The sequence below is a fragment of the Pantoea sp. CFSAN033090 genome, assembly GCF_001264395.1.
Taxonomy (GTDB): domain Bacteria; phylum Pseudomonadota; class Gammaproteobacteria; order Enterobacterales; family Enterobacteriaceae; genus Pantoea; species Pantoea agglomerans.
This window is the reverse complement of the sequence record NZ_LGYX01000007.1, coordinates 45,031-58,136: the sequence shown is the minus strand read 5'-3', so window position 1 is coordinate 58,136 and position 13,106 is coordinate 45,031. Positions and strand designations below refer to the sequence as shown.

At 54.6% G+C, this 13,106-nt stretch carries 9 protein-coding genes; 6 read left to right on the top strand and 3 right to left on the bottom strand.

Translation table 11 applies throughout. The features are described from left to right. Nucleotides 1–47: 47 nt before the first annotated feature. Nucleotides 48–599 (top strand): 1,6-anhydro-N-acetylmuramyl-L-alanine amidase AmpD, encoded by a 552-nt coding sequence (gene ampD, locus AFL22_RS07145; protein WP_010671836.1) that lies wholly within the window; start codon nt 48–50, stop codon nt 597–599. Nucleotides 600–615: 16 nt separating this feature from the next. Further along, complete coding sequence (gene ampE / locus AFL22_RS07140; RefSeq protein ID WP_010253930.1) at nt 616–1,470, top strand: beta-lactamase regulator AmpE; 855 nt, start codon at nt 616–618, stop codon at nt 1,468–1,470. Here ampE and AFL22_RS07135 read toward each other — a convergent pair. The 3 genes from AFL22_RS07135 to aroP form a co-directional block, all read right to left on the bottom strand. Next, nucleotides 1,452–2,411, bottom strand: coding sequence for a family 43 glycosylhydrolase (locus AFL22_RS07135; RefSeq protein WP_033780588.1), 960 nt, complete (start codon nt 2,409–2,411; stop codon nt 1,452–1,454). The two genes, ampE and AFL22_RS07135, sit on opposite strands and share 19 nt — an antisense overlap. Beyond that, the gene (locus AFL22_RS07130; RefSeq protein ID WP_010671837.1) at nt 2,408–3,820 is read right to left on the bottom strand and encodes an MFS transporter; all 1,413 of its coding nucleotides are present in this window, start codon (nt 3,818–3,820) and stop codon (nt 2,408–2,410) included. The genes AFL22_RS07135 and AFL22_RS07130 overlap by 4 nt, the downstream gene beginning before the upstream one ends. A 198-nt stretch (nt 3,821–4,018) precedes the next feature. Beyond that, a complete protein-coding gene (aroP, locus tag AFL22_RS07125) occupies nt 4,019–5,374 on the bottom strand; it encodes an aromatic amino acid transporter AroP (protein ID WP_033756570.1) in 1,356 nt (451 codons plus the stop codon). 515 nt (nt 5,375–5,889) lie between these two features. Here aroP and pdhR point away from each other — a divergent pair. From pdhR to lpdA, 4 genes are all read left to right on the top strand, one after another. Further along, entirely contained in the window at nt 5,890–6,654 is a 765-nt protein-coding gene (gene pdhR / locus AFL22_RS07120) for a pyruvate dehydrogenase complex transcriptional repressor PdhR (RefSeq protein ID WP_010253942.1), read from the top strand. A gap of 103 nt (nt 6,655–6,757) precedes the next feature. After that, the gene (gene aceE / locus AFL22_RS07115) at nt 6,758–9,424 is read left to right on the top strand and encodes a pyruvate dehydrogenase (acetyl-transferring), homodimeric type (RefSeq protein WP_010253944.1); all 2,667 of its coding nucleotides are present in this window, start codon (nt 6,758–6,760) and stop codon (nt 9,422–9,424) included. Nucleotides 9,425–9,438: 14 nt separating this feature from the next. Beyond that, complete coding sequence (gene aceF, locus AFL22_RS07110; protein ID WP_010671838.1) at nt 9,439–11,340, top strand: pyruvate dehydrogenase complex dihydrolipoyllysine-residue acetyltransferase; 1,902 nt, start codon at nt 9,439–9,441, stop codon at nt 11,338–11,340. A gap of 160 nt (nt 11,341–11,500) precedes the next feature. After that, the gene (gene lpdA / locus AFL22_RS07105; RefSeq protein WP_010253950.1) at nt 11,501–12,925 is read left to right on the top strand and encodes a dihydrolipoyl dehydrogenase; all 1,425 of its coding nucleotides are present in this window, start codon (nt 11,501–11,503) and stop codon (nt 12,923–12,925) included. Nucleotides 12,926–13,106 lie beyond the last annotated feature (181 nt).

Here is a 13,106-nt window from a genome sequence, read left to right as displayed (position 1 = left end):
CTTTATTATTCATGCTATTCTCAGCCAGTGAAATAAGGAAAACCGCTATGAAAATCAAACAAGGCTGGCTGACCCGCGTGCGTCATGTGCCGTCGCCGCATTGCAACGAACGCCCTGATAATGAGGCACCTTCACTGCTGGTGATCCACAATATCAGCCTGCCACCCGGTGAATTTGGCGGGCCATGGATCGATAAACTGTTCACCGGCACCTTACCGCCCGATGCCCATCCCTATTTTGCGGATATCGCCGCGCTGAAAGTGGCGGCACACTGCCTGATTCGCCGTGACGGGGAGATCGTGCAGTATGTCCCCTTTGATAAACGCGCCTGGCATGCAGGCATTTCGCAGTTCGAAGGACGTGAGAACTGCAACGACTTCTCCATAGGCATCGAGCTGGAAGGGACAGACAGTGAGCCTTATAGCGAGGCGCAATATCGGGCCTTGCAGCAGGTGACGCAATTACTGCTGCAACACTACCCGTTAACGCCTGCACGTATCACGGGGCACAGTGACATCGCACCGGTACGCAAAACCGATCCCGGACCTGCTTTTGACTGGGACTACTACAAACAGCTGTTAACGCAGCAAAAATCCTGATTTTTGCGGAGTCAGTATGACGTTGTTTACCTTGTTGTTGGTTTTAGGCTGGGAGCGCCTGTTTAAACTGGGCGAGCACTGGCAACTCGAACACCGGCTGGAGCCGATCTTTCGCCAGCGCCACCATTTTTCAATGATGCGTACCCTGCTGATGACCGTGCTGGCGATGGCGCTGACCGCGCTGGTGATCTGGAGTCTGAAAGGGCTGCTGTTTGGCGTGCTGCAACTGCTCTTCTGGATTGTTGCCGGACTGCTCTGTATCGGTGCCGGGTCGGTGCGACAGCACTACCACAGCTACCTGAAAGCGGCCAGTCATGATGACGACGCTGCGCATCAGGCGATGGCGGCTGAACTGACGCTGATTCATGGCGTGCCGGTGGAATGCAGCGAGCGCGAGTTCCTGCGTGAACTGCAGAATGCCCTGATCTGGATAAACTTCCGTTTCTACCTTGCGCCAATGTTCTGGCTGGTGGCGGGCGGTCCATGGGGGCCAGTGCTGCTGGTGGGTTACGCTTTTCTGCGGGCCTGGCAAGGCTGGCTGGCAAAGCATGGAACACCGATGGCGCGTTCACAATCTGGCGTGGATGCCATTCTGCATCTTCTCGACTGGATCCCGGCGCGGCTGGCGGGTGTGGCTTACGCCCTGCTGGGTCATGGCGAGAAAGCGCTGCCTGCCTGGTTTGCTTCGCTGACCGATCGGCATCGTTCTCAGTATCAGGTGCTGACGACTCTGGCGCAGTTCTCACTGTCACGCGATCCGCACACCGATAAAGTCGAAACGCCACGGGTTGCCGTGGCGTTAGCGAAACGTACCTCACTGGTACTGGTGGTCGCTGTCGCGTTGCTGACGATTTACGGCACGCTGGTGTAATCGGCAGGCGGCACGCCGAAATCAGGCGTGCCATCTTCCCGCCAGCTGAAATATTTCAGTCGTGTATGGCGGTTCGGATCCCATAACGGATCGCCTTCAATTTCAGTGTAGTTACGTGCGTGGTACACCAGCACGTCGCGTCCCGCCTCATCCTGGGTAAAACTGTTGTGACCCGGCCCATACTGATGGTTGTCCCAGCTGGAGACAAATACCGGACGTGCAGACTTTTGCCATGCGGCAACATCAAGCGGATCGGCATCAGCAGCAATCGACAGTATTCCCAGACAGTAATTCTCATCGGTGGCGCTGGCAGAGTAGGTCACAAACAGCCGATCCCCGTGACGGATAACCGCCGGTCCTTCATTAACGCTAAAGCCTGCGCACTCCCACTCATATTCTGGCCGGCTCAGCATCACCGGCGTGCCTTTCAGCGTCCAGGGATTAAGCAACTCAGCCAGATAGAGGTTAGAGTTGCCGGGAATCAATGGATCTTTCTGCGCCCAGAGATACCAGTTTTTACCCTGATGCACGAAGTGGGTGGCATCCAGTGAGAAGCTGTCGAACTGGCTGAAGACCCGGCGGCAGGGCTGCCATTCCCCCTGCAGCGGATCTTCCGCCTCACACACCAGCGCATACATCCGGTGCTGAAACAGTCCCTCTTTGATTTCACGCGTCGGTGCTGCCGCGAAATAGATGACCCACTGTCCGTCAATGTAGTGCAGCTCAGGTGCCCAGATTAACTCGCTAAAGGGGCCGCTCTCGGGCTTGCGCCAGACGACTACCGGCTCGGCGCTGCGCAGGCCAGCCAGCGTCGTGGCGCGACGGATCTCCAGCCGGTCATACTCTGGCACCGATGCTACAAAGTAATAGAACTGTTCATGGCGCAGGATAAAGGGGTCGGCACGCTGCTCGATAAAAGGATTCGGCAAGATTGCGGTCATTTAACATCTCCGGTTGGCGTGACAACACCGTCGCGCAGGCGAACGGTGTGTAACTCATGGAAGTTTTCGCGGCGCAGCGCGAGATCCTGCTGGATGGTAATCATCATTTTGCGGTCGACCTTCATCAGTCGTACCACACCGGCGGTAATCAGATAGCCGACACCCGGAATAATGGTGAACAGCAGCATGATGCCGTTAATCGCCTCAGGTGACTGCTGCTTAGCACCTGCATTGTAGCCATAGATCGACAGCAGAAAGCCGACCATCGCACCGGCAACCGCCAGTCCCACCTTGAGGAAGAACAGGTTGCCGGAGAAGCTGATGCCGGTGATGCGTTTGCCGGTTTTCCATTCGCCGTAGTCATCCACATCGGCCATCAGTGACCAGTGCAGCGGAGAGGGGATCTGATGCAGGATATTCAGCACAAAGTAGGCGACCACGACCATCACGGTGGCATGAGGATCGATCCAGTAGAACCCGCTGGAGAAGAGTGCCAGCGCGATATTGGTCCAGAAGAAGACTTTGAGTTTGCACCAGCGATCGGTGAGTAGTTTCGCCAGCGTGCTGCCGACCATCATGCCAATCACACCCAGGCTGATAAACAGCGTGGCGAAGTGCGTTGACTGGCCCATGACCCAGGTCACGTAATACATGGTGGCCGCCATGCGGATGAAGCCGGGACAGACGTTACAGAAGGTCAGCAGGAGAATGCGTACCCACTGGTCATTCTTCCAGACGTCACGCAGATCTTTTTTCAGGTCATCATTGCTCGGCACGGCAGGGCGGATACGTTCACGTACCGTGGCAAAGCAGAACAGAAACATCGCCAGGCCAATGGTTGCCAGTACCGCCATCGCCATCTGGTAGCCGCGCGCTTTGTCTTCGCCACCAAACCACTCTGCCATCGGCAGCAGTGACAGAGAGAGTATCAGCGTGGCGATGCCGACCATGACAAAGCGATAAGACTGGCAGGAGACGCGCTCACCAGGATCGTTGGTAATCACGCCGCCCAGAGAGCAGTAAGGGATGTTAATCGCCGTGTAGGTCAGCGACATCAGGAAGTAGGTGACGAAGGCCCAGATCACCTTGTTGTGGTAGGTCCAGTCTGGCGTGGTGAACATCAAAACGCTGAACACCACATAAGGCACGGAAACCCACAGCAGCCAGGGACGAAAACGGCCCCAGCGGCTCTGGGTGCGATCGGCGATCGCGCCCATAATCGGATCGGTTACCGCATCGAGCACTCTGACCGAGAGCAGCAGGGTCCCCACCAGCGCCGGGGCCAGGCCGAAAACGTCGGTATAGAAGTAGTTCAGGAACAGCATGATGGCACCGCCAATCATGTTGCATCCGGCATCGCCCATGCCATATCCCAGTTTTTCCCGAAACGGGAGGGCTGTACCTTTCATGGTTTTCTCCTGCGCATCCAGTGTGAACAGGAATTATTGGCAGGAAATCAGCGAGATGAACGGGAGTAATTCGTTATGAAGATGGACAAAACAGTTGCGGGGAGAGAAGTGTGAACTGGATCGGGGCAGTTGAGACGGGCAGGAGGGCGTGAGTGACGTGCTGCAACCCCGCAGGAGGTCGCAGCACGTGGTAAAGCATCAGGCTTTCTGTGTCTGGTTCTTGATAAAGTAACCCACGCCCAGAATCACCAGCCAGACCGGAATCAGCCAGACAGAGATCGCCATGCCCGGCGTGGTCGCCATCAGTACCAGAATCGCCGCCAGGAAAATCAGGCAAATCCAGTTACCGGCCGGATAGAGCAGCGCTTTAAAGCGCGTGGTTACGCCCTGCTTATCTTTCTTACGACGGAACTTAAGGTGCGCCAGGCTGATCATCGCCCAGTTGATCACCAGCGCAGAGACGACCAGCGACATCAGCAGACCAAACGCTTCACCCGGCATCAGATAGTTGATCAGCACACAGAGCGCAGTGGCGACAGCAGAGACCAGAATCGTTAACACCGGCACACCGCGACGATCGACTTTCAGCAGCGCTTTTGGCGCATTACCCTGCTGTGCCAGACCAAACAGCATACGGCTGTTACAGTAAACGCAGCTGTTATAGACCGACAGCGCCGCTGTCAGGATGACCACGTTGAGCGCATTCGCCACCATGGCATCGCCCAGCTCGTGGAAGATAAAGACAAACGGGCTGACTTCTGACGTGACACGCGTCCACGGCATCAGTGACAGCAGCACCGCCAGCGAACCAATGTAGAAAATCAGAATACGCCACAGCACCTGGTTGGTCGCTTTTGGAATGCTCACTTCCGGGTTATCCGCTTCAGCGGCGGTGATACCCACCAGCTCAAGGCCACCAAACGAGAACATGATAATCGCCATGACCATCACCAGACCGCCGATGCCATGCGGGAAAAATCCGCCCTGTTCCCACAGGTTGCGCACGGTAGCCTGCGGACCCGCGTGTCCGCTGAACAGCAACCAGCCTCCGAACAGGATCATGCCAATCACCGCAACCACTTTAACGATGGCGAACCAGAACTCCATCTCACCAAACACTTTCACGTTGGTCAGGTTGATAGCGTTAATCATCACGAAGAAGATGGCAGCCGAAGCCCAGGTCGGAAAGTCTGGCCACCAGAACTGGACATATTTGCCAACGGCGGTGAGTTCCGCCATGGCGACCAGCACATAGAGCACCCAGTAGTTCCAGCCTGAGGCGAAGCCTGCAAAGTTGCCCCAGTATTTATACGCGAAGTGGCTGAAGCTGCCGGCGACCGGCTCTTCCACGACCATTTCGCCTAACTGACGCATGATTAAAAAGGCAATAAAACCGGCAATCGCATAGCCCAGAATTACGGCCGGTCCGGCGGATTCAATGACCGATGCACTGCCCAGAAACAGGCCGGTTCCCACTGCACCACCCAGCGCGATGAGCTGAATATGGCGGTTCTTGAGACCACGTTTCAGCGCTTCGCCTTGCTGTTGTTCCATACAAACCTCGTGATGTTTTTATTCTTCGTTCGCAGCGCAGGACGCTGTAATGAAGTAGTTACAATAACGTATTGATTATTTTACGGTATCTGGCGTGCTGAATAGTGCCATCTGCTACCCTGGCGACAAGAATAGTGATAAGCGAATCGCTTTGCACCTGCTTTCGCCTTTCGTGCTGAGAGTTGACTGAAAAAACGCCGTCCTGGTCACGTCTGCCCACAGCAACTTCTGCCATGAAATTCCGTTAATGACGAATAGCTTTCACTTATGTCTGCCGCTGCGCTAACGCGCTAAGCGGGTGTAAGGTTTGGTAAAAGTGAAATTATTTAACATTTGCGGTAACGCGAATTTTTCATTTTTTTAACCGCAAGTTAGCGCCAGCACAGGCTTTGGGGGCAGGTGAATGTCGCAGACACCATATAGACACAAGGTGAATACTTTGTTACTTTACCGGCACCTCTTTTCAATTGGTATTACCAATTTACTCCGGACGATTGGCTTAATAAGAAGGGATGATGGCTTACAGTAAGATTCGCCAACCTAAGCTCTCCGACGCTATCGAGCAACAGCTCGAATCGCTGATTATGGAAGGGACCCTGCGTCCGGGAGAGAAGCTGCTGCCTGAGCGCGAACTCGCCAAACAATTCGATGTCTCACGTCCGTCTCTCCGCGAAGCGATCCAGCGCTTAGAAGCCAAAGGATTATTGCTGCGCCGACAGGGTGGCGGAACGTTCGTGCAGGAGAATCTCTGGCAAAGCTTAAGCGATCCACTCGTTGAGCTTCTCGCCGACCATCCGGAATCACAGTTTGATCTGCTGGAAACGCGCCATGCCTTAGAAGGCATCGCCGCCTATTACGCGGCGCTGCGCGGCACAGAGGAAGACCTGCTGCGCATTCGCGACTGCCATGTGAATATCCAGCAGGCGCAGGACAGCGGCGATTTAGACGCCGAAGCGGACGCAGTGATGCAGTATCAGATCGCTGTCACAGAAGCGGCCCATAATGTTGTGCTTTTACATTTGCTACGCTCAATGGGCCCTATGCTGGAACAAAACGTTCGCCAGAATTTCGAATTGCTCTACTCGCGCCGGGAAATGCTGGCAAAAGTGAGCGGTCACCGCGCCAGAATCTTTGAGGCGATTGTGGCTCGTGAGCCAGAAAAAGCGCGCGAGGCTTCACACCGTCACTTGGCGTTCATAGAGGAAATCTTGCTGGACAGAAGTCGGGAGCAGAGCCGTCGAGAACGCTCCCTGCGTCGTTTACAGCAACGTAAGGAATAACGTGCGACAAAGATCGTACGGACATGTGCGACGAGCCTGCCTGCATCTGCTTTAACAGGCTCCCGATTATTCAACGTATTAGACACAGATAAGGAACACACCCATGTCAGAACGTTTACACAATGACGTGGATCCGATTGAAACTCGTGACTGGCTACAGGCGATCGAATCGGTCATCCGTGAAGAAGGTGTTGAACGTGCACAGTATCTGATTGATCAGGTACTGGGTGCAGCCCGCAAAGGCGGCGTAAACGTGGCTGCAGGATCTTCTGCAATCAGCAACTACATCAACTCTATTGCCGTTGAAGATGAACCCGATTATCCGGGCAATACCTCTCTTGAACGTCGTATCCGTTCCGCAATTCGCTGGAACGCCATCATGTCGGTGCTGCGCGCATCGAAGAAAGATCTGGAACTCGGCGGCCACATGTCCTCCTTCCAGTCTTCTGCGACGATTTATGAAGTGTGCTTCAACCACTTCTTCCGCGCGCGCAGTGAGAAGGATGGCGGCGATCTGGTCTATTTCCAGGGCCACATCTCTCCCGGCATCTATGCCCGTGCGTTCCTTGAAGGTCGTCTGACCGAAGACCAGATGAATAACTTCCGTCAGGAAGTTGACGGTAAAGGCCTCTCTTCTTACCCGCACCCGAAATTAATGCCGGAATTCTGGCAGTTCCCGACCGTATCAATGGGTCTGGGTCCGCTGTCGGCTATCTACCAGGCGAAGTTCCTGAAGTATCTGGAACACCGTGGCCTGAAAGATACCTCTGCTCAGACCGTTTACGCCTTCCTGGGTGACGGTGAGATGGATGAGCCAGAATCCAAAGGCGCGATCACCATCGCGACCCGTGAAAAACTGGATAACCTGGTCTTCATCATCAACTGCAACCTGCAGCGTCTGGATGGCCCGGTGACCGGTAATGGCAAGATCATCAACGAGCTGGAAGGCATCTTTGCCGGCGCTGGCTGGGAAGTGATCAAGGTCATCTGGGGCGGTCGCTGGGATGAGCTGCTGCGCAAAGATACCAGCGGCAAGCTGATTCAGCTGATGAACGAAACCGTCGACGGCGATTACCAGACCTTCAAATCCCGTGATGGTGCCTATGTGCGTGAGCACTTCTTTGGTAAATATCCGGAAACCGCCGCGCTGGTTAAAGATCTGTCCGATGATGAAATCTGGGCATTGAACCGTGGCGGCCACGATCCGAAGAAAATCTACGCGGCACTGAAAAAAGCGCAGGACACCAAAGGCAAGCCAGTACTGATCCTGGCGCATACCATCAAAGGTTATGGTATGGGCGACACCGCGGAAGGCAAAAACATTGCCCACCAGGTGAAGAAGATGAACATGGATGGCGTGCGCTATATCCGTGATCGCTTCAACGTGCCAGTTGCAGATGACAAAATTGAATCACTGCCGTACGTGACCTTTGAAAAGGGCTCTGAAGAGCACACGTATCTGCACGGTCAGCGTGAGAAGTTAGGCGGCTACCTGCCAACACGTCAGCCGAAGTTCACTGAAAAGCTGGAAATGCCAGCACTCGAAGAGTTCAGTGCGCTGCTGGATGAGCAGAACAAAGAGATCTCAACCACCATCGCCTTTGTACGTGCCCTGAATGTGATGCTGAAGAACAAGTCGATCAAAGATCGCCTGGTTCCGATCCTCGCCGATGAAGCGCGCACCTTTGGTATGGAAGGTCTGTTCCGTCAGATTGGTATCTACAGCCCGAACGGTCAGCAGTACACTCCGCAGGACCGCGAGCAGGTTGCTTACTACAAAGAAGACGAGAAAGGCCAGATTCTGCAGGAAGGGATCAACGAGCTGGGCGCAGGTTCATCCTGGCTGGCTGCGGCGACCTCTTACAGCACCAACAACCTGCCGATGATCCCGTTCTACATCTATTACTCGATGTTCGGCTTCCAGCGTATCGGCGATCTGATGTGGCTGGCGGGCGACCAACAGGCGCGCGGCTTCCTGGTCGGCGGCACCTCAGGTCGTACTACCCTGAACGGCGAAGGTCTGCAGCATGAAGATGGTCACAGCCACATTCAGTCGCTGACTATCCCGAACTGTATCTCCTACGATCCTTCTTACGCCTATGAAGTGGCTGTCATCATGCATGACGGTCTGGTGCGTATGTATGGCGAAGCGCAGGAGAACGTTTACTACTACATCACCACGCTGAACGAAAACTACCATATGCCAGCAATGCCCGCTGGTGCAGAAGAGGGTATCCGTAAGGGTATCTACAAACTGGAAACGGTAGACGGCAGCAAAGGCAAAGTGCAGCTGCTGGGCTCAGGTTCTATCCTGCGTCATGTGCGTGAAGCTGCGCAGATCCTGGCGAAAGATTACGGTATCGGCTCTGATGTCTACAGCGTCACCTCGTTCACTGAACTGGCACGTGATGGCCAGGATTGTGAGCGCTGGAACATGCTGCATCCGACAGAAGAAGCGCGCGTACCTTACATCGCTCAGGTGATGAACGACGCACCTGCTGTCGCCTCAACCGACTACATGAAACTGTTCGCTGAGCAGGTTCGTAGCTATGTCCCGGCCAGCGATTATCGCGTGCTGGGTACCGATGGCTTTGGTCGCTCTGACAGCCGTGAGAACCTGCGTCATCACTTTGAAGTTGATGCATCTTATGTGGTGGTTGCCGCGCTGGGTGAGCTGGCTAAACGCGGCGAGATCGAGAAGAAAGTGGTGGCCGACGCGATCACCCGATTCAATATCGATGCCGATAAAGTTAACCCGCGTCTGGCTTAAGAGGTAATAGAGTAATGGCTATCGAAATTAAGGTACCGGATATCGGGTCTGACGAAGTTGAAGTCACCGAGATTCTGGTGAAAGTTGGCGACAAGGTGGAAGCCGAGCAGTCGCTGATCACCGTGGAAGGCGACAAAGCCTCAATGGAAGTGCCGTCGCCGCAGGCTGGCGTAGTGAAAGAGATCAAAATCTCTACCGGTGACAAAGTTGAAACCGGCTCACTGATCATGGTGTTTGATGCTGAAGGCGCTGCGGAAGCAGCACCTGCCGCCGCCGAAGAGAAAAAAGCGGACGCGGCGCCAGCGCCAGCCGCTGCTGCGGCCACTGCCAGCAAAGAAGTGGCTGTGCCGGATATCGGCGGTGACGAAGTTGAAGTCACTGAGATTCTGGTTAAGGTTGGCGACAAAGTCGAAGCCGAGCAGTCACTGATTGTGGTGGAAGGCGATAAAGCGTCGATGGAAGTCCCGGCTCCGTTCGCGGGCGTGGTCAAAGAGATCACTATTTCCACCGGCGACAAAGTCAGCACCGGTTCAGCCATCATGGTCTTTGAAGCAGAAGGCGCAGCACCGGCCTCTGACGCGAAGCCAGAAGTGAAAGAAGAAGCGGCATCGGCACCTGCCGCGGCTGCAGGCGCAAAAGACGTTAACGTTCCGGATATCGGCGGTGATGAAGTTGAAGTTACCGAGATCCTGGTCAAAGTCGGCGACAAAGTTGAAGCTGAGCAGTCACTGATTGTGGTTGAAGGCGACAAAGCCTCTATGGAAGTGCCTGCGCCGTTTGCAGGTACCGTCAAAGAGTTGAAAGTGGCGACCGGCGATAAAGTCAGCACCGGCTCACTTATCATGGTGTTCGAAGTCGAAGGTGCTGCTCCGGCTGCCCCTGCGGCCGCGAAACAGGAAGCCGCACCGGCTCCTGCTGCCAAATCTGAAGCTAAAGCCGCGGCACCCGCTCCAGCTAAAGCGGAAAGCAAAGGTGAGTTCGCAGAGAACGACGCTTACGTTCACGCTACCCCGGTGATCCGTCGCCTGGCGCGCGAGTTCGGTGTTAACCTGGCGAAAGTCAAAGGCACCGGCCGTAAAGGTCGCATTCTGAAAGAAGACGTGCAGACTTACGTGAAAGAGGCCGTGAAACGCGCTGAAGCAGCACCAGCTGCAGCCAGCGGCGGCGGTCTGCCAGGCATGCTGCCATGGCCGAAAGTTGATTTCAGTAAATTTGGCGAAATCGAAGAAGTCGAACTGGGTCGTATCCAGAAAATTTCTGGCGCGAACCTGAGCCGTAACTGGGTAATGATCCCGCACGTTACGCATTTCGACAAAACCGATATCACCGATCTGGAAGCCTTCCGTAAGCAGCAGAATGCTGAAGCAGAGAAGCGTAAGCTGGATGTGAAGTACACCCCGGTGGTGTTCATCATGAAAGCGGTCGCGGCGGCGCTTGAGCAGATGCCACGCTTCAACAGCTCGCTGTCTGAAGATGCGCAGAAACTGACGCTGAAAAAATATATCAACATCGGTGTGGCGGTTGATACGCCAAATGGCCTGGTGGTTCCGGTCTTCAAAGACGTGAACAAGAAAGGCATCACCGAGCTGTCTCGTGAACTGATGGCGATTTCGAAGAAAGCGCGTGACGGTAAGCTGACAGCGGGTGACATGCAGGGCGGATGTTTCACCATCTCCAGCCTGGGCGGCCTGGGCACCACGCACTTCGCCCCGATCGTGAACGCGCCGGAAGTGGCTATCCTGGGTGTCTCTAAATCGGCGATGGAGCCGGTGTGGAACGGTAAAGAGTTTACTCCGCGTCTGATGATGCCGATTTCTCTCTCCTTCGACCACCGCGTAATCGACGGTGCTGATGGTGCGCGATTCATCACCATCATCGGCAATATGTTGTCTGACATTCGTCGTTTAGTTATGTAAATGTAAAGAAGGCCGGCGGAAGCCGGCCTTCCTGTAACGATTCGTCGCGCCGCGGTTGGCAGTTTGTTAACAATTCTGTAAACTCTTGCGGTGAAAGTCCCGGTGGAACAAGGGCATTATAAGAAAGTCTGACCCGCCGGATATCAATTAAGAGGTCATGATGAGTACAGAGATTAAAACCCAGGTCGTAGTACTTGGGGCAGGTCCTGCAGGTTACTCTGCAGCCTTCCGTTGTGCGGATTTAGGTCTGGAAACCGTACTGGTAGAGCGTTACAGCACCCTGGGTGGTGTTTGTCTGAACGTCGGTTGTATCCCATCTAAAGCGCTGCTGCACGTTGCTAAAGTGATTGAAGAGGCGAAAGCCCTTGAAGAGCACGGCATTGTGTTTGGCCAGCCATCTACTGATATCAACAAGATTCGCAGCTGGAAAGAGAAGGTTATCAACCAGTTGACTGGCGGCCTGTCAGGAATGGCAAAAGGTCGTAAAGTCACCGTGGTTAACGGCCTTGGCAAATTCACCGGTGCTAACACCCTGGTGGTTGAAGGAGAAGGCGGCGCGACCACCATCAACTTCGATAATGCCATTATCGCTGCGGGTTCACGTCCAATCGAACTGCCATTCATTCCACATGAAGATCCACGTGTCTGGGACTCTACCGATGCGCTGGAACTGAAAGAAGTGCCGAAGCGCTTGCTGGTAATGGGCGGCGGCATCATCGGTCTGGAAATGGCGACGGTTTATCATGCGCTGGGTTCAGAGATTGATGTGGTTGAGATGTTCGACCAGGTTATCCCGGCTGCGGATAAAGACGTGGTGAAAGTCTTTACCAAGAAAATCAGCAAGAAATTTAACCTGATGCTGGAAACCAAAGTGACCGCCGTTGAAGCAAAAGACGATGGCATTTACGTTTCAATGGAAGGTAAAAAAGCACCAGGCGAAGCGCAGCGTTATGACGCGGTGCTGGTGGCGATCGGTCGTGTGCCGAACGGTAAAGGTCTGGATGCCGGTAAAGCGGGCGTGGAAGTGGACGATCGCGGCTTCATTCGCGTCGACAAGCAGATGCGCACCAACGTGCCACACATCTATGCTATCGGCGACATCGTCGGTCAGCCAATGCTGGCGCACAAAGGCGTGCACGAAGGCCACGTGGCGGCAGAAGTGATCTCCGGTCTGAAGCACTACTTCGATCCGAAAGTGATCCCTTCAATTGCCTATACTGAGCCAGAAGTTGCCTGGGTCGGTCTGACCGAGAAAGAAGCGAAAGAGAAGGGCATCAGCTACGAGACCTCCACCTTCCCGTGGGCAGCCTCAGGCCGTGCTATCGCTTCTGATTGTGCAGACGGTATGACCAAACTGATTTTCGACAAAGAGACGCACCGGATTATTGGTGGCGCGATTGTCGGTACTAACGGCGGCGAGCTGTTAGGCGAAATCGGTCTGGCGATTGAGATGGGTTGTGATGCGGAAGATATTGCGCTGACCATCCACGCTCACCCGACCCTGCATGAGTCAGTCGGTCTGGCGGCAGAAATCTTCGAAGGCAGCATCACCGATCTGCCTAACGCGAAAGCGAAGAAGAAATAACTTTCTGCTACTAAAGAAGAAAGCTCCCGTTATGGGGGCTTTTTTTTCGCCTGGATTCTGGTGCTGTATGGCAAGAATCGATTTGGGTTAAGACTAAAGGTAACCCCAATAACCCTGAAAACGTTGCCTGTGAGAGTTATTAGAGTTATCGTGCTTTCATCGGGACGCGACAGGACACAGG